Annotated in this window: 17 protein-coding genes; 9 read left to right on the top strand and 8 right to left on the bottom strand. The window is 45.6% G+C overall.

Annotation, left to right across the window (positions count from 1 at the left end; genetic code table 11):
• Positions 1-26 precede the first annotated feature (26 nt).
• The 4 genes from ileS (at position 27) to ispH (ending at position 5,000) form a co-directional block, all read left to right on the top strand.
• The gene (ileS, locus tag R7E47_RS12555) at positions 27-2,855 is read left to right on the top strand and encodes an isoleucine--tRNA ligase (protein ID WP_017821497.1); all 2,829 of its coding nucleotides are present in this window, start codon (positions 27-29) and stop codon (positions 2,853-2,855) included.
• 73 nt (positions 2,856-2,928) lie between these two features.
• Positions 2,929-3,435, top strand: a complete 507-nt coding sequence (gene lspA / locus R7E47_RS12550; protein ID WP_005385948.1) for a signal peptidase II — start codon at positions 2,929-2,931, stop codon at positions 3,433-3,435.
• A 144-nt stretch (positions 3,436-3,579) separates the two neighbouring features.
• Complete coding sequence (fkpB, locus tag R7E47_RS12545; RefSeq protein ID WP_005381922.1) at positions 3,580-4,011, top strand: FKBP-type peptidyl-prolyl cis-trans isomerase; 432 nt, start codon at positions 3,580-3,582, stop codon at positions 4,009-4,011.
• 23 nt (positions 4,012-4,034) lie between these two features.
• Complete coding sequence (gene ispH, locus R7E47_RS12540; protein WP_017636164.1) at positions 4,035-5,000, top strand: 4-hydroxy-3-methylbut-2-enyl diphosphate reductase; 966 nt, start codon at positions 4,035-4,037, stop codon at positions 4,998-5,000.
• A 47-nt stretch (positions 5,001-5,047) separates the two neighbouring features.
• Here ispH and R7E47_RS12535 read toward each other — a convergent pair whose 3' ends face one another.
• The 4 genes from R7E47_RS12535 to R7E47_RS12520 all read right to left on the bottom strand — a co-directional run bounded on the left by R7E47_RS12535 (position 5,048) and on the right by R7E47_RS12520 (position 9,701).
• Complete coding sequence (locus tag R7E47_RS12535; RefSeq protein WP_033906110.1) at positions 5,048-5,521, bottom strand: low molecular weight phosphatase family protein; 474 nt, start codon at positions 5,519-5,521, stop codon at positions 5,048-5,050.
• A gap of 71 nt (positions 5,522-5,592) precedes the next feature.
• Positions 5,593-6,321, bottom strand: a complete 729-nt coding sequence (btsR, locus tag R7E47_RS12530; RefSeq protein ID WP_005381917.1) for a two-component system response regulator BtsR — start codon at positions 6,319-6,321, stop codon at positions 5,593-5,595.
• Positions 6,322-6,352: 31 nt separating this feature from the next.
• Positions 6,353-8,023 (bottom strand): sensor histidine kinase, encoded by a 1,671-nt coding sequence (locus tag R7E47_RS12525; RefSeq protein ID WP_005381915.1) that lies wholly within the window; start codon positions 8,021-8,023, stop codon positions 6,353-6,355.
• Positions 8,024-8,216: 193 nt separating this feature from the next.
• Entirely contained in the window at positions 8,217-9,701 is a 1,485-nt protein-coding gene (locus R7E47_RS12520; RefSeq protein ID WP_005381914.1) for a carbon starvation protein A, read from the bottom strand.
• 280 nt (positions 9,702-9,981) lie between these two features.
• Between R7E47_RS12520 and R7E47_RS12515 the strand changes: the two genes are divergently transcribed.
• Complete coding sequence (locus R7E47_RS12515) at positions 9,982-10,323, top strand: DUF2799 domain-containing protein (RefSeq protein WP_005381912.1); 342 nt, start codon at positions 9,982-9,984, stop codon at positions 10,321-10,323.
• A gap of 113 nt (positions 10,324-10,436) precedes the next feature.
• Entirely contained in the window at positions 10,437-10,709 is a 273-nt protein-coding gene (locus R7E47_RS12510; protein WP_239932243.1) for a hypothetical protein, read from the top strand.
• Between the two features lie 51 nt (positions 10,710-10,760).
• Here the strand turns inward: R7E47_RS12510 and murQ are convergent, their stop codons facing one another.
• Positions 10,761-11,690: an N-acetylmuramic acid 6-phosphate etherase gene (murQ, locus tag R7E47_RS12505; RefSeq protein WP_017636161.1), complete on the bottom strand. Its 930-nt coding sequence runs from the start codon at positions 11,688-11,690 to the stop codon at positions 10,761-10,763.
• A gap of 36 nt (positions 11,691-11,726) precedes the next feature.
• Positions 11,727-12,839, bottom strand: a complete 1,113-nt coding sequence (locus R7E47_RS12500) for an anhydro-N-acetylmuramic acid kinase (RefSeq protein WP_318084324.1) — start codon at positions 12,837-12,839, stop codon at positions 11,727-11,729.
• A gap of 99 nt (positions 12,840-12,938) precedes the next feature.
• Here R7E47_RS12500 and nagZ point away from each other — a divergent pair, with 99 nt between their 5' ends.
• The 3 genes from nagZ to tyrA all read left to right on the top strand — a co-directional run bounded on the left by nagZ (position 12,939) and on the right by tyrA (position 16,355).
• Entirely contained in the window at positions 12,939-13,922 is a 984-nt protein-coding gene (gene nagZ, locus R7E47_RS12495) for a beta-N-acetylhexosaminidase (RefSeq protein ID WP_064369000.1), read from the top strand.
• A 207-nt stretch (positions 13,923-14,129) separates the two neighbouring features.
• Positions 14,130-15,206, top strand: coding sequence for a 3-deoxy-7-phosphoheptulonate synthase (locus R7E47_RS12490; RefSeq protein WP_005381904.1), 1,077 nt, complete (start codon positions 14,130-14,132; stop codon positions 15,204-15,206).
• Positions 15,207-15,227: 21 nt separating this feature from the next.
• Entirely contained in the window at positions 15,228-16,355 is a 1,128-nt protein-coding gene (gene tyrA, locus R7E47_RS12485; protein WP_005381901.1) for a bifunctional chorismate mutase/prephenate dehydrogenase, read from the top strand.
• Positions 16,356-16,432: 77 nt separating this feature from the next.
• Here the strand turns inward: tyrA and R7E47_RS12480 are convergent, their stop codons facing one another.
• Both R7E47_RS12480 and R7E47_RS12475 read right to left on the bottom strand, forming a co-directional pair.
• On the bottom strand, positions 16,433-17,434 hold the full coding sequence (locus R7E47_RS12480; protein WP_005381900.1) for a M23 family metallopeptidase: 1,002 nt from the start codon (positions 17,432-17,434) through the stop codon (positions 16,433-16,435).
• Positions 17,435-17,473: 39 nt separating this feature from the next.
• Positions 17,474-17,833 (bottom strand): PilZ domain-containing protein, encoded by a 360-nt coding sequence (locus R7E47_RS12475; RefSeq protein ID WP_031781006.1) that lies wholly within the window; start codon positions 17,831-17,833, stop codon positions 17,474-17,476.
• Positions 17,834-17,907: the final 74 nt, after the last annotated feature.

The following is a 17,907-nucleotide window of genomic DNA, read 5'->3' as shown; positions in this document are numbered from 1 at the left end:
GCCCAATATAACGGAATTAAGAATCGATGAGTGAGTATAAAGATACCCTGAACTTACCTGAAACAGGGTTTCCAATGCGCGGCAACCTGGCCAATCGTGAGCCAGAAATGCTTAAGCGTTGGTACAAAGAAGATCTTTACGGTGAAATCCGTAAAGCTAAGAAAGGCAAAAAGTCATTCGTATTGCACGATGGCCCTCCTTACGCAAATGGTGACATTCATATTGGTCACGCACTAAACAAGATTCTTAAAGACATTATTATTAAATCCAAAACACTTTCAGGTTTTGACGCACCTTACATCCCAGGCTGGGACTGCCACGGTCTACCAATCGAATTAATGGTAGAGAAGAAAGTAGGTAAGCCAGGCCAAAAAGTGACAGCAGCGGAATTCCGCGAGAAATGTCGTGAATACGCAGCAGGTCAGGTTGAAGGTCAGAAAGAGAGCTTCAAACGCCTTGGTATCATGGGTGAGTGGGACAAGCCATACCGCACTATGGATTTCGCAACTGAAGCGAACATTATTCGTGCTCTTGGTAAGATCGCAAGCAATGGTCACCTGCTAAAAGGTTTCAAACCTGTTCACTGGTGTACAGACTGTGGTTCTGCTCTTGCTGAAGCGGAAGTAGAATACAAAGATAAAGTATCGCCATCTATCGACGTTCGTTTTAAAGCGGCTGACGAAGCGGCACTGCTATCTAAATTTGAACTGACAGAAGGTCATGAAGGTCACGGTGACGTATCTATCGTTATCTGGACAACAACACCTTGGACACTGCCTGCAAACCGCGCAGTATGTCTACGTGATGATCTAGAGTACGTGCTTATCCAAACAGAAGGCGACAACGCTGAGCGTATCATCGTTGCTGCTGAGCTAGCGAAAGACGTAATGGACCGTGCGGGTATCGAGCACTTCCACAACCTTGGCTTTGCTAAAGGTGCGGACCTAGAGCTTTCTCAATTCCAACACCCATTCTACGATTTCACTGTACCAGCGATCCTTGGTGATCACGTTACGACTGATTCAGGTACTGGTGTTGTTCACACTGCTCCTGGTCACGGTCAAGAAGACTTCGCGGTTGGTAACAAGTACAACCTAGAAGTAGCAAACCCAGTTGGCTCAAACGGTGTTTACCTACCAGATACAGAGCTATTTGCTGGTCAGCACGTATTTAAAGCGAACGATGCAGTAGTAGAAGTACTAAAAGAAAAAGGTGCACTACTACACCACCACGCTTACGAGCACAGCTACCCACACTGTTGGCGTCATAAGACCCCAATCATCTTCCGTGCTACACCTCAATGGTTCGTTTCTATGGACCAAGCTGGCCTACGTGCTAAAGCATTAGAGTCAATCAAGAATGTAGAGTGGATGCCTGAGTGGGGTCAGAGCCGCATCGAAGGTATGATCGAAGGTCGCCCTGAGTGGTGTATCTCTCGTCAACGTACTTGGGGTGTGCCAATTGCTCTGTTTGTTCATAAAGAAACAGCAGAACTTCATCCAAACACGCTAGAGCTGATCGAGAAAGTCGCTAAGCTGGTTGAAGAGAAAGGCATCCAAGCATGGTGGGATGTAGATGCCGCTGAACTACTAGGTGCTGACGCTGACCAATACGAAAAAGTGCTAGATACGCTAGACGTATGGTTCGATTCAGGTGTCACTCACTTCTCTGTTGTTGATGCTCGTGAAGAGTACAACGGCAACAGTGCAGACCTATACCTAGAAGGTTCTGACCAACACCGCGGTTGGTTCCAATCTTCTTTAATTTCATCTATTGCGATGAAAGACGAAGCACCTTACAAACAAGTACTGACACACGGTTTCGTGGTTGACGGTCAGGGTCGTAAGATGTCTAAATCTATCGGTAACGTGGTTGCGCCAAAAGACGTAACCAACAAGCTAGGTGCTGACATTCTTCGTCTATGGGTTGCTTCTACAGACTACACTGGTGAAGTTGCGGTTTCTGATGAAATCCTAAAACGCAGCGCAGATGCGTACCGTCGTATCCGTAACACAGCGCGTTTCTTCCTAGCTAACTTGAGCGGCTTCAACCCTGAAACAGACATCGTTCCTGTTGAAGAGATGGTTGCGCTAGATCGCTGGGCGGTTGGTCGTGCACTAGCAGCACAAGAAGAGATTGTTAAAGCATACGAAGAGTACAACACACACGGTGTGACTCAGCGTCTAATGCAATTCTGTTCAATCGAAATGGGCTCTTTCTACTTAGACGTAATTAAAGACCGTCAGTACACAGCAAAACGTGGCGGCAACGCTCAACGTAGCTGTCAGACTGCACTTTACTACATCGTAGAAGCGCTAGTTCGTTGGATGGCGCCAATCATGTCGTTCACTGCAGATGAAATCTGGAACGAAATGCCAGGTCAACGCGACAAGTTCGTATTCACTGGTGAGTGGTTCGACGGTCTATTCGGTCTTGCTGAAGGTGAAGAGCTGAACAACGAATTCTGGTCTGAGATCCAAGCGGTTCGTGGTGCGGTAAACAAACTTCTAGAAGATGCGCGTAAAGAGAAAACCATTGGTGGTGCACTACAAGCTGAAGTGACTCTATTTGCTGATGACGCACTAGCGGCGAAGATCAACAAACTTGAAGATGAACTGCGCTTTGTTCTACTAACCTCTGCGGCGAAAGTTAAGCCTCTAGGTGAGAAGACGGATGCAGCACAAGCCACAGATATCGAAGGCTTATTTGTTGAAGTAGCAGCAGCTGAAGGCGAGAAGTGTGATCGTTGTTGGCACCACACGCCAGACGTAGGCACAATTGAAGGTCACGAGAAAATCTGTGGTCGTTGTGTGTCTAACGTAGACGGCGAAGGTGAAGTACGTAAATTCGCGTAATTGCCTAGAACGACTGAACTTTTTTTTAAATTAACAGCCCCAGTATTTACTGGGGCTGTTTGTAGGTAAAGTAATGAGTGAAAAAGCACTGACGTTAAAGCAATCTGGAGTTCGCTGGCTGTGGTTAGCAATTCTGGTATTTATTGCAGATATTGGCATCAAATTGGTGGTGATGGACAACATGGGCTACGGATGGGCAAACCGAATTGAGGTGTTGCCATTCTTCAACCTACTTTACGTTCATAACTACGGTGCCGCTTTCAGCTTCTTGAGCGATCAAGCTGGTTGGCAGCGCTGGTTATTTACAGGTATCGCGTTTGTTGTTACGGGTCTTTTGACCTACTGGATGAGTAAGCTTCCAGCAAAAGAAAAATGGAACAACATTGCTTATGCACTGATTATTGGTGGTGCAGTGGGCAACGTGTTTGACCGCGTCGTTCATGGCTTTGTTGTTGATTACCTAGACTTCTTCTGGGGTAACTACCACTGGCCAGCATTCAACCTTGCTGACATGGCGATCTGTATTGGTGCGGCAATGATTATTCTGGATGGCTTCCGTAAAAAAGACGCTGACAAGTAATCTTTTGCGGTATATCGAATAACCCTAAGCGTCGTCCGTTGATTCGAGCGACGCTTTTTATTATGTTGGAGCGCCAATCAGCATATCAATGTATAAAAAGACCAAGCTGACAGCGTAATAACCCAAGAACAAGGAAGCATTAACGTGACAACAATAACCAATGAATCGGTAGTAACCCTTCACTTTACGATTAAAATGAAAGACGGATCGGTTGCAGATAGTACTCATAACATGGGTAAACCAGCGAAATTTGTTATGGGTGATGGCAGCTTGAGTGAAAACTTTGAGCAGTGCTTGATAGGCCTCGAAACAGGCGCACAAAAAGCGATTGAGCTAAAGGCAGAAGACGCGTTTGGTATGCCAAACCCTGATCATATTCACTATATGGATCGCACTAAATTTGTAGGTGATGCAGAAGTGGAAGTTGGTACAATCATGGCCTTCAGTGGCCCTGATGGCATGGAAATCCCGGGCATTATTACAGAGATTGCAGGCGATTCAGTCACTGTGGACTTCAACCATCCTCTAGCGGGACAAGACGTGACTTTCGAAGTTGAAATTTTGTCAGTAGAATAGCGAACCCAATAAAGATAATTTCCATGAGCAATGAAATGAAAATCCTATTAGCTAACCCACGCGGCTTTTGTGCTGGTGTAGACCGTGCGATTAGCATCGTAGAGCGTGCGCTAGAGATGTATCAGCCACCGATTTATGTGCGTCATGAAGTGGTGCATAACCGTTTTGTGGTTGAAGGGCTAAAACAACGTGGTGCTATCTTCGTTGAAGAGCTGCATGAAGTGCCAGACAACAACATTGTGATTTTTTCTGCTCATGGTGTATCGCAGGCGGTTCGTCAGGAAGCCAAGCTGCGTGATTTGACCGTATTTGACGCAACGTGTCCTTTGGTAACTAAGGTGCATATGGAAGTGGCGCGTGCGAGCCGTCGTAATATGGAAGTGGTTCTGATTGGTCACGCAGGTCACCCTGAAGTCGAAGGTACGATGGGGCAATACGCCAGTGAAACCGGTGGTATGTACTTGGTTGAAACTCCAGCCGATGTTGAGAAACTGAAGGCGATTGTGAAAGATCCATCCGATCTTCATTACGTAAGCCAAACGACGCTTTCTGTCGATGAAACTGCCGATGTTATCGAAGAGCTACGCCGCGTGTTCCCAGATATCCAAGGTCCACGTAAAGACGATATCTGTTATGCGACACAAAACCGCCAAGATGCCGTACGTGAATTAGCTGGTGACGTAGATGTGATGGTTGTGGTGGGTTCTAAAAACTCATCAAACTCTACACGTCTTAAAGAGCTAGCTGAAAAGCTAGGGACACCTGGCTACTTAACCGACTGTCCGGAAGATATCAAACCTGAGTGGTTTGAAGGCAAAACAAAGGTCGGCGTGACTGCGGGAGCATCTGCTCCGGAAGAGCTCGTTAATCAGATTCTAGAGCGAATCAAAGAACTCGTTGGTGCCGAAGCGGTTGATGAAGTACTTGGCCGTGAAGAGAATATGTTCTTTGAAGTACCTAAAGAACTGCAAATCAAGCAAGTGGATTAGTCTCCATTTATCGAATATTCAAAAGGCGACCTGTGGGGTCGCCTTTTTTACATCTCTCTTAACTCATTTAGGTAATCACGAATTTGGTCTTTTCCTAAACCATCGATAATCATATCAGACACCTTCGTGATTCTTCGCTCAAGCGATTGAGCAACCTTTTCGCAATGTGCGTACATGTCTTCATCAGAACCATCGGTCGGAAAAGCATCAACTTGCCAGTTTACTCGAACACCACCTGCAAGCCACTGAGGAGCGGTTTCTTGATGTAAAGAATCACAGAGAATAATAACGATGTCGGGAAGAAACTGAGTTCGCTCCTCCCATGAATGCGTGTGGATATGCGGAATGGGGAGTTGGTGGTCATCTAAATATTTTTGCACCACTGGGTGCACCTTGCCTGTGGGATGTGAGCCTCCACTGGTGACACTAAAATCTGCTGGCAGGATATTGGTTGCGATTGACTCCGCGAGGACGCTTCGTCCAGCGTTGTGCTTACATATGAATAAAACTTTATACATCATCGCCTCGTCTTTTCAGAGCGTCCTATTTATACGCTAGCGGAAACTCAGCGATGATGTGTGAAGTTTTTGTGTTAGTGGCTAATGCCGAGCATCTCTTTGAGCACCTTTAAGTAGCGGCGGCTTACTGGTATCTCAAAGCCTGTTTTGGTGATGATTTCCGCTAACCCATTTTCCAGTAACTTGATTTCGCTAATCGCTTTAATACTGACTAAGTATTGACGATGGCAGCGGACTAGAGGGGTTTTCTCTTCCAACGTTTTTAATGTCAGTTGGGTGCTCGCGGTTTGGCTGGTGGAGCGTACATGCACGCCGCTGATATCACTGTAAGCACATTCCACCGTGTCGGTGGCCATGATAACGATGCGGTTGTGTCCGATGCACGGTATTTGATCCAACGTGTCAGGTGTAATAGCAGACAGTTGTTGCGTTAGGGCGGATTGGCTAATGACTTTGTTTAGTCGTTTTACCGTTTTAGTTAGCCGGCATGGGTCGACAGGTTTGAGCAAGTAATCAAAGGCATTGTCTTCAAATGCTTGAATCGCATACTGATCATAAGCCGTGACAAAAACCACATAAGGCATGGTTTCTGGATCAAGCATCCCTAGTAATTCAATCCCCGTGACTTGAGGCATTTGGATATCGAGAAACACCACATCAGGCTTGAGTTCATTGATTTTTTTTAGGCCGAGGATTGCGTTTGAGGCATCGCCCACGACCTCAACTTGGCCTGTTTCATCCAGTAACTCTGCTAGCTCTTCACGAGCAAACTGTTCATCATCAATGACGAGTGCGGTTAACATCCAACATTACCTTTATTGCTTCAGCGTGCTTTTATGATTTTGGGGGAATGATAAAGCTCATTTTAGTAAATTGATGTGGCTCGCACGTAATTTTTAGCGCTGCATCACGTCCAAATTGATTAGTGAGACGCTTGTCGACAATTTCTAAACCTAGCCCTGAGTGGTTTTCTTTTGGCGGCTCAAAACTGCCTGCGTTGTCTTCGACGGTAATCAAGTGACCTTGTGGGTGTGCTTCGCTGTATATATGAACTTTACCACCTTCAAGCATGTTTGAAATGCCATGCTTAATGGCATTCTCAACCAAAGGCTGGAGTGTAAAGCTTGGTAATTTGATGTCCAGCAATTCAGGTTGAATATCGATTTCAACCTCTAAGCGGTCCGTAAAACGCGCTTTTTCGATGCTCAAGTACGAGTTCACATGTGCAAGCTCTTCCTTTAACGTCACGGTATTAATGTTCTGCTTTAAATTGCTGCGGAAGAAGTGCGATAGATTTTGGATTAGCTCGCGCGCTTTGTCAGGGTCACGACGAGTAATCGCACTAATAGTATTGAGTGCATTAAACAAAAAGTGTGGATTCACCTGAGCGTGAAGCAATTTTATTTCTGCTTGGGCGAGTAAGGCTTGTTGTTGTTGGTAATCGCCATAAAGGATTTGGCTAGATAGAAGCTGGGCTATTCCTTCCGCCATCGACATGTTGGCCGTCGAGAACAATTTACGCTTCGGTTCATACAGCTTTATGGTACCAATGACCTCTTTCCCTGCACGCAGTGGGATGATCAGCGCAGATCCGAGCTTGCAATCTTTTGCAATGGAGCATTGGTATGGACGCTCCGCACCATCAAGATAAATGATGTCGTTTTTCTCCATGGAGTCTAATGTGCTTTGCGATGAAATCGGCGTGTTTGGTTTATGGTGATCATCGCCAATGCCCACAAACGCTAAGATTTTTTCTTGGTCAGTAATCGCGACAGCGCCCACTTTGGTTTCTTCGTAAATAATACGCGCGATTTTCTCTGCGTTTTCGGTGTTGAAGCCGTTGCTTAGAATTCCCACTGAGCGATCAGCAATGGTGAGCGCTCGACGCGAAAACGTCGCAGAAAACTTTTCAAAGATTGCTTTTCTGTCTTGCAGGATACTCATGAACAACGCCGCACCAAATGAATTCGCGATGATCATAGGCGCTGCAATAGCGGACACCAGTTCATAGGCTTGATCAAAAGGTTTCGCGACGGCGAGCAGCAAAATCATTTGCACCACTTCTGCAACAAACGTAACGCTGAATACGACGCTTGGATTAAACAGCAATGCGCCTTTATTTCGCTTGATAAGGTAAACGTGGAGCAAGCCACCAATTACGCCCTCGGCGGTGGTTGAAATTGCGCAGGCTAGGTCAGTAAAGCCACCAAGAGAGTATCGATGGATGCCACCAGTAAATCCGACGGCGAAACCTACAACAGGTCCACCAAACAGCCCGCCCATAACTGCGCCGATCGCACGAGTATTGGCAATAGCATCGTTGATGTGCAGACCGAAATAGGTGCCGAGAATACAAAAGCCAGAGAAGAGTACGTAACAAATTAGGCGGTGGCTTAAGCGCGAAGAAATACTCAGCAAAGGTAAGATGATTGGCGTTTTACTTAGCATGTAAGCCAAAACTAAGTACACACACATCTGTTGTAAAAGGGAGATGACCAGTTCCATAGTGAACCTAACCTAGAATCAATGTTGTTATTGTATACCTAAGTAACCTCAAGATGCTTGGCTCAGATAGATAAGAACAGCTAAGTAAATGATGCTGCGCTGTGCTTTCTGAGTCTTAAAGTGACTTGGGTATAAAACAAAAAGAGCCTGCAATTGGCAGGCTCCTATCTTAGTCACTCAGATGTGACGAGTATTACGCTGTTTCTGATACGGCTTGTGGTTTCTCTTCGTCAGCCAGTTCAGTTTCACCTTTACCCTTAGAGGTTTTGATAACGTAACCTGTCACAGCTAGGGCAAACACAATACCTACGATAGTTGATAGTTGCATTGGCAGACCAAAACCTAGCGAGCTGTTGTTTAAGATGAACGTGACACATACCGTGGTCATGAAGATAGCTGGGATAGTGGTAATCCAGTGCAGCTTGTTGTGACGCAGTAGGTAAGCGGACGCAGTCCAAAGCATCATTACCGCTGTTGTTTGGTTTGCAAAACCGAAGTAGCGCCAGATAATGCCGAAGTCTACTTGAGTTAAGATACCGCCGATAACGAACAGTGGAAGTGCCATCAGTAGACGGTTACGTAGCGTTTTTTGTTCCATGTTGAAGTATTCAGCAAGGATCAAGCGGCTTGAACGGAACGCTGTATCGCCAGACGTAATTGGTAGGATAACCACACCCAGGAACGCAAGGATACCACCGAACACACCTAGCAGACCAAATGATGCGCTGTATACCACGTTACCAGGGCCACCGTTTTTCACAGCTTCTGATAGAGCGTCTAGAGAGCCGAAGAAAGACAGAGCGATAGCACACCAAATTAGCGCGATAACACCTTCACCAATCATTGCACCGTAGAATACGAAGCGACCGTTTTTCTCATTTTCCATACAACGCGCCATCAGTGGAGACTGAGTTGCGTGGAAGCCAGAGATAGCGCCACATGCGATAGTGATGAACAATGCAGGCCATAACGGCATGTCATTTGGGTTGAGGTTAGAGAACATGTCCGAAACTTGGAAGTCACCCATTACTGTGTGTTCGCTAGAGAAAGCAACGGCTGTCATTAGGCCAACAGACATAAAGATAAGTAGGGCGCCAAACAGTGGGTAGAAACGACCAATGATTTTATCGACAGGAACAATCGTAGCAATGATGTAGTAAGCAAAGATAGCAATAACCATCGTCGTCATGCTTACGCTCAAGCTTGTTTGATCATTGATGAGGTTAGTAATCATGCCAGCAGGGGCTGAAACGAACACTACGCCAACTAGAAGCAATAGGACAATGGCAAAAATATTCATAAAGTGTTTTGCGCCATTACCTAGGTAGCGACCTGTAATGGTAGGTACAGATGCACCGCCGTTACGCACTGAAAGCATGCCTGAGAAGTAATCGTGTACTGCACCAGCAAAAATACAACCGACTACAATCCAAAGCATCGCCGCAGGACCGTATAGTGCCCCCATGATCGGGCCAAAAATTGGACCAACACCTGCGATGTTAAGTAGTTGAACTAGGTAAACTTTCTTTGTTGACATTGGAACGAAGTCAACACCGTCCGATTTGGTGTGAGCTGGCGTTTGGCGTTTTTCATTGATGCCGAAAATCTTCTCGACGAAAGCGCCGTAGATGAAGTATCCGCCGATTAGGGCTGCGACACAAGTTAGAAACCACATCATAGCAATTGTCCTTGGTCTTAGTTGGGTAGGGTAATTTTTTAATCTCAGGATGCATGTTATGCGTCACTTGTGTTAAATGCATTCGGTTAGTAGATGAGTGGTCGAATAGAGCACTGAGTGGTCGATATGCTGCTTGAGCGGTTTTTAAAAATGGCGAAAGGTTGATGACAGTCTTGAGCGGCTGATTTGAGTCATCAGTGGTTAAATCTGCAAGCTCAGCGGCAAGCGCCAATAATTAGTGGTAAGCTTATTTTTGAAAACAATTACTTAAGGAAGAACCATGAAAAAGGTAACGGTAGGTCTGGCACTGGCTTTACTTGCAGGATGCACAGCAACGACAGCAGATCTTGCCAAGTCGGGAGATTGGCATCAGATCGGATATCAAGATGGCATAACCGGACACACATCGCGCACGATGAGCGAGCTTCGTGAATTGGGTAGTGTTAAGCAAAGTGACTACGACCAAGGTTATTTAGAAGGTTTACGTGAGTACTGTAATCCTGCTTTTGCGTATCAAATGGGGTTATCTGGTCAGTATTACGAAGGGGTTTGTGAAGGTACTGAGCAAGCGCAAAAATTCCGCATGGAATGGCAACGTGGTTGGAATGAATACTCAAATTAATAGTCAATAAAGCCGTTGTTACACTGTCTGCATCACATAAATGTGGCAAAGTCTTCCTTATTAAACTATGTTCATACTGCTTGATAGTGAGCACAGAAAAAAGGAATCACATTATGTCAACGCAAATGGCTGGTGGCTGGAGTCCATTTCATGAACTCACAGCAGAGAATAAAGAAGTATTTGCTAAAGGTATCGAGGGGTTTGTCGGTGTCAAATACTCCCCTTTGGTTGTGGCTACTCAAGTCGTAGCCGGACAAAACTATGCGTTTTTCTGTAATGCAGAAGTTGTCTACCCTGGAGCACTACCATACCCAGCAATGGTTCATATGTTCAGTGACCTTGAAGGTAAAGTCGGTATTACTCACATTGAACGATTGAACTACTAAATTAAGCCATAAAAGGCGCCTGACTTTTAAATAAGTGAGGCGCTTTATTGATTAAGATTGATTAGTTTGCGCGATCACGACTTTTCTTAAATATCCTTGCTTGGCGTTCAGTTGCTCAGTCGCGCTTTCTCTATCCAGCCCGGTTAAAATCATCAAAATCGCTAACTTGGCGTCGTAGTCCGTTTCTTTGAGCGCCGTTTTAGCCTCTTGGTTAGTACAATCTGTTGCTTGCATAACAATACGAGCCGCTCTTGCAACTAGCTTTGCATTCGTCGCTTTCACATCTACCATTAAGTTCTGATAACTTTTGCCCAGGCGAATCATGCTTGCGGTAGTGAGCATGTTTAGTACGAGTTTTTGTGCCGTCCCTGATTTTAAGCGAGTGGATCCCGTTAACGCTTCAGGTCCAACAACGGGGCTAATCGCAATATCAGCAATATCTGCAATCGGAGAGTCAGGGTTACAAGATAGTGCTACAGTGGTGGCACCAAGCTCGTTCGCATACTCTAAGCCACCAATCACGTAAGGTGTTCGTCCACTTGCCGCAATACCAACGACGACATCGCGTTGTGTTAGCGTATTCTCTTTAAGATCTTGCTCACCCAATGCTGGATCGTCCTCCGCCCCTTCTTTTGCACGGAACATTGCCTCTTTTCCACCGGCAATAATACCAACGACCATCTCTGGATCTGTGCCAAAAGTTGGTGGGCATTCTGAAGCGTCCAAAACGCCAAGTCGACCACTGGTACCCGCACCGATGTAAAACAACCGACCTCCGACCTTAAATGCTTCCGTGATCTTATCAACGGCTTCAGCGATCTCAGGCAATACTTTTTCAACGGCAAGAGGAACGAGTTTGTCCTGTTGGTTGATGCGTTGAACAATATCGAGAGAAGGCAGCAAGTCGATGTCCATGGTGTCTGGATTTCGCCCTTCAGATACCAGATGGGATAAAGCTGCGATAAGTGCATCGTTCGTCATAATGAATTAAGCCTTTTTGTTTAGGATCTATTGCCCTTAATTTTTTGAATAGAGTACACCCAGTGAAGCGAGACGACTTGCCCCCGTAACTTCCGGTAAGTTGCTAGGGAGGCCGTGAATATGGCGCTGCGCAAGCCAAGCAAACGCCATTGCTTCCATGTAGTCGCCATCAACACCTTTTTCTGCCGTTGTCGCAACGCTCCATTGTGGCAATAACTTAGCTAGTCGCTGCATCAAAAGTGGGTTTCTTGCTCCACCGCCACAGACCAATAGTTGAGGTGTGATGCCATGAGAAAACTTGTCGACTTCGTTGGCAATGGTAATCGCAGAGTATTCGCAGAGTGTACGCTGTACGTCTTCGGTTGGTAAATTGTGATGGGCCAGTTGTTGATGCAGCCAGTCAATATTGAACAGTTCTCGTCCGGTACTTTTAGGGGCTGGCATGGCGAGGTAAGCTTCTTTGAGTAATTGAGTCAACAAAGTAGCGTTTACCGTTCCTTTAAGTGCAAATTGTGCATCTTCGTCGAAGCTTTGCCCAGTATGCAGCGCACACCATGCGTCCATCAACATATTGCCCGGGCCTGTGTCATAGCCAATGACTGGTTGTTCTGGATGCAGTACCGAGATATTGGCAATGCCTCCAATGTTAAGTACTACAGTTGTGGAATCCTGCATCGCAAAAATGCTTTTATGGAAAGCAGGGACGAGTGGGGCACCTTGTCCACCTAGCGCCATGTCTTTACGACGAAAATCCGCTACCGTATCAATGCCTGTCTTGACTGCGATAATGTTTGCATCGCCCAATTGAGTGGTAAACGGCAAGTTTCCGGTAGGCTGATGGAACACTGTTTGACCGTGATTACCAATCGCATGAATTTGCTCTGCGACGTAACCAGACTTATTGAGTAGCTGTAACACAGCATCTGCAAATAGGTGGCCGAGCTGGTGGTCAAGTTCACCTATGGTTTTTAAATTTGTTGCTTGACCGGTACAAACAGATAACAGCATGTCTTTTAGTGCTGCGGGCATTGGGTAGTCGTCGTGCGCAATCAGGCGAACGTGCTCATCGCTTATTTCAACTAGAGCGGTATCAACACCATCCATACTCGTTCCAGACATCACACCAATGTACAGTTCGTTAAATTTCATAGCCGATCTCGTCAATTCTTCATTCACTTATTGTAAAGCAAATCTGAAGCGAATAACCTCATCGAATACGAGATATTCAGCCGATTTTGAGGAGAAAACATGGGACCGTTATGGGTTGACGTTGCGGGGTATGAACTGACCGCTGAAGACAAAGAAATCTTGGAGCATCCTACGGTTGGTGGCTTAATTCTATTTGCTCGCAACTATCATGATAGCGAACAGCTTCAAGCACTTACTCAATCCATCCGAAAGGCGGCTAAGCGCCCGTTTTTGATCGGTGTGGATCAAGAAGGCGGACGAGTGCAGCGCTTTCGTGAAGGTTTCTCATTAATTCCTGCTGCTGATGAGTACGCTAAACATCAAAATGGTGAAGAGCTTGCTCGTATGGGCGGTTGGTTAATGGCAGCAGAGCTGATTGCCCATGATATTGATTTAAGCTTTGCCCCGGTACTTGACCAAGGCCATCAATGTAAAGCGATCGGTAACCGCGCATTCGGTGAAGATGCCGATACCATTCTTCGCTATAGCACTGCTTATATGCAAGGAATGAAGAGTGTTGGCATGGCAACGACAGGCAAACACTTCCCTGGACATGGTGGCGTGATTGCAGACTCACATCTAGAAACACCATACGACGAGCGCAGTGATATTTTTGAACAAGATATGGCGATCTTCAAAGCGCAAATTGATGCCGGTATTTTAGATGCCATGATGCCTGCTCACGTGATTTTCCCACATTATGATGCTCAACCAGCCAGCGGTTCTGAATACTGGTTAAAACAGGTCCTGCGTCAGCAATTGGGTTTTAAAGGTTTGGTTTTTTCGGATGACTTGACCATGGAAGGCGCTGCGATTATGGGCAGCCCAGCCGAGCGAGGTGCTCAAGCATTGAGAGCTGGTTGCGATATGTTGTTAATGTGTAATAAACGAGAAGCGCACGTTGAGGTATTAGACAACTTACCGGTTTCAACCGTGCCACTCGCGGATGCATTACTGAAAAAACAGTCATTTTCTCCAAGCGAACTTAAGCTATCTCAAGAGTGGAAAGCGGCGAGTGAAGCGATGAAACGCTTGACTAGCTAAACCTCTTGTAAAAGATTCAAAACAGCGATGAGAAGCCAAAGTTAATTATGCTTTGGCTTTTTATTTAATTGTAAACTTTAATTTACACTAAATGTTTTTTATTATGTACGCTTGTTTTTCTTTTTTAGCCTGTTATCTTGTCGTTAAAGCTTAGTTGTCTCACCAAGGGTTTGGTTGGGTGTAAAAATAAATATACAGGTTAGAGTTATGCAGAAAAGTGAGTTGAGCAATATTAATATTATCGAAGAACAGGTTCTTATTACTCCGGAGGAACTAAAAACCAAGCTTCCTTTGAGTGAAAAAGCACGTCGCTTTATTCAAGAGTCTCGTCAAACTATCGCTAATATTATTCACAAGAAGGATCACCGCCTGCTTGTTGTATGCGGTCCATGTTCTATCCACGACGTAGAAGCGGCGAAGGATTACGCAAAGCGACTTAAAGCACTCTCTGAACAACTAAGTGACCAACTGTATATTGTTATGCGTGTTTACTTTGAGAAGCCGCGCACCACGGTCGGCTGGAAAGGCTTGATCAATGATCCACACCTAGACGGCAGTTTCGATATTGAACACGGTCTGCATGTTGGACGCGAACTTCTGGTGGAGTTGGCAGAGATGGAAATCCCGCTCGCGACTGAGGCTCTAGACCCAATTAGCCCACAATACTTGGCGGATACTTTTAGCTGGGCAGCCATCGGTGCTCGTACGACGGAGTCACAAACTCACCGTGAAATGGCAAGCGGCCTGTCTATGCCAATCGGTTTTAAGAATGGCACCGATGGCAGTTTGGCAACCGCAATTAACGCGATGCAAGCTGCGTCCTCTAGCCACCGTTTTATGGGAATTAACCGTGAGGGACAAGTCGCACTGTTGACCACCCAGGGCAATGCTAATGGACATGTGATCTTACGTGGCGGCAAGCAAACTAACTACGATTCGGTATCAGTCACTGAGTGTGAGCAAGAGATGGCGAAATCTGGTCTTGATGCTTCATTAATGGTGGATTGCAGTCACGCCAACTCACGTAAAGATTACCGTCGCCAGCCATTAGTCGCGGAGGATGTGATTCATCAAATCCGTGAAGGCAATAAATCTATTATCGGTCTTATGATTGAAAGCCATATCAATGAAGGAAATCAATCTTCTGACTTAGCTCTTGAAGAGATGAAATACGGTGTATCTATCACTGACGCATGTATCAATTGGGATTCAACTGAGGCACTATTACGTCATGCACATGAAGAGCTAGTGCCTTTCTTAGAAAATCGTCTAAAGGCTAATTAATACAGGATTTAAGGAACATCAATGGCAGTTGAACTTAACGCATTACGCGATCAGATTGATGCAGTCGACAAGCAAATGTTGGAGCTATTGGCTCAGCGTTTAGCGCTCGTAGAGAAAGTTGGGGAAGTAAAAAGCGAACATGGTTTGCCAATTTATGCTCCAGACCGCGAAGCGGCGATGTTAGCTTCTCGTCGCGCTGAAGCTGAAAAAATGGGAATTCCTCCACAGCTTATTGAAGATATTCTGCGTCGAACAATGCGTGAGTCTTATGCCAGCGAGAAAGATTCCGGTTTTAAGTGTTTGAACCCTGATTTACGCTCAGTTGTTATTATTGGTGGTAATGGTCAATTGGGTGGCCTGTTTGGGCGTATGTTCAAATTGTCGGGCTACCAGGTCAAAGTTCTCGGCAGTAAAGACTGGGATCATGCGGATGAGATTCTAGACAACGCGGGTTTAGTCGTGGTCACGGTGCCGATTCATCTAACGGAAGGGGTGATCGAAAAACTGGGGAACTTGCCGCAAGACTGCATTCTGTGTGACCTGACTTCTATCAAGTCGAAGCCTCTGCAAGCAATGTTGAATGTGCACCAAGGTCCTGTAGTTGGTTTACACCCAATGTTTGGCCCAGATGTTCCGAGCCTTGCCAAGCAGGTTATTGTGTACTGTGATGGTCGTGGTCACGAGCATTACCAATGGCTATTGCAACAGTTTGGAATTTGGGGCGCAAGCTTGTGCCAAATCGATGCACAAGAGCACGATCATGGCATGACGTTGATTCAGGCGTTGCGCCACTTCACGTCGTTTGCTTACGGTATGCACCTAAGCAAAGAGAACCCGAACATCGATCAGTTGTTGAAGTTAAGCTCGCCAATCTACCGCCTTGAATTGGCGATGGTGGGACGACTGTTTGGTCAGGATCCGAACTTGTACGGTGATATCATTTTCTCTTCTCAAGAGAATATCGATATGATCAAGCGATTCCATCAGCGTTTAGGTGATGCGGTAGCGATTCTGGATAGCAGAGACAAAGCGCGATTCATCGAAAGCTTTAAGCAGGTGAGTGATTGGTTTGGTACTTATTCTCAACAATTTATGAATGAGAGCCAAAACTTACTCAAACAGGCGAATGATAATATTCATCGCGGCTAATCACGGGTCATTTAGCCGTGCAGAGTCCGAAACAAAAAGAGCAGCGTAAGCTGCTCTTTTTCGTGTTGATGGACAAATCAGTTCGTCGCAGTATTACTCGTATCTTCACTTGATACTGTGTTGATACTGGTATCGCGATAGGGTGAATTGGTTAAATTGACTTGTAGACGTACAACGTTATCAATCAATTGAACCAAAGGTCCCCATTTCACTTTTTTCTCTTTTTCAAAGACGTCATTGAAGTTTTCTGGCGTCCACTCCATTAAGTATTGAGGGTTGAGTGCTCGTCCGAGGAAGCGTACTTCATAGTGCAAGTGTGGCCCTGTGGAGTTGCCAGAGTTACCGCATTGAGCAATGATGTCGCCTTTACTAACAAACTGACCGCTTTTCACTTTGAAGCGTTGTAGATGAGCAAAGGAGCTCATAAAGCCAAATGAGTGACGAATGGTGACATAGTTACCATAACCACGATTGCTCGGGCGAACGGTTTCCACCACACCGTCAGCCGGTGCCAGGATCTCTTCTCCTCTTTTACAAGTCAGATCGATACCAGTATGAACATGCCTCTTACCTGAAATCGGATTAATACGACTGCCGTAAGAAGAAGAAATACGTTGGTATGTGACTGGACTGTCATTTGGTATCAAACGGAACATCGTCGCTCGAACAGCAGAATCGATAGCGGCTGCGTCAATTCGCTCCTCTAACCCCATGCTGTTCTCATCGATCATCAACTCTTCGTCTGCGAGACCTAAAACCGATTCAACGTCGAATACCCGTTTGCCCAATAGCTGAATTTGATTGTTTTTGTCCGTCAAAGACTGGGAAAGCGAATGATTGGTATCAAGCTGTTCTTCGTAAAGAGCCGTCACTTCGGCCTTTTCACTTTCCAGTTTGGCGATGATTTGTGTTAGTTCGTCTTTATTGTGCATCTGCTGCTGATTAAGGTACCACGCGCCACCAACGACGGCGGGTAATGCCAATACTGAAGCAAATACTGCTAGGACCGAACTGCGGCCCAAATAGAACTGCTGATCGCCGTCTTTCGTCGGGATCTGCATGATGATTTTTTTAGACATAGTTATTGTTACTTAAATAGGCGTTCATTTATTTTTCTCCTAAAAACCAGAGAGGTGCTCTAACTCTCGATTCAGAAGGTCGTTATTGCCTACATTCAATTCTATAAATCGTTTTAGTTGGCTAATGCTTTCGATGTCTACCTTAGCGATCTTCAACCTAATCTCACACTTAGAAACATTCACAATTTGCGCTTTTAACGTAATCACTTGTTCGGATTGATCAAATGAAAAAGTTACATGGACTGGAAGGGTTGGATCCAAAGCCTCAGTCTCTTCCACTTTCATGAGTAAACCATGCAAGGAAAGATCTTGAATCCTAGCTTCAATTGCCAAGTCACGTTGTTCTATCTTAGCTGGAGCTTGATGGAGAATACGTGAAAAGCGTCGTCTCTCTGTCATATGAATATTCTCGTCAGGTCGTCAAACAGAATTGAATAGTATATCAATACGAACAAAAAGTGTTCGATTGTTGT

Origin of the sequence: Vibrio sp. Vb1026 (genome assembly GCF_033338745.1) — a bacterium.
Taxonomy (GTDB): domain Bacteria; phylum Pseudomonadota; class Gammaproteobacteria; order Enterobacterales; family Vibrionaceae; genus Vibrio; species Vibrio alginolyticus.
The sequence above is the reverse complement of the archived record's forward strand: the minus strand, read 5'-3'. Positions and strand labels throughout refer to the sequence as shown.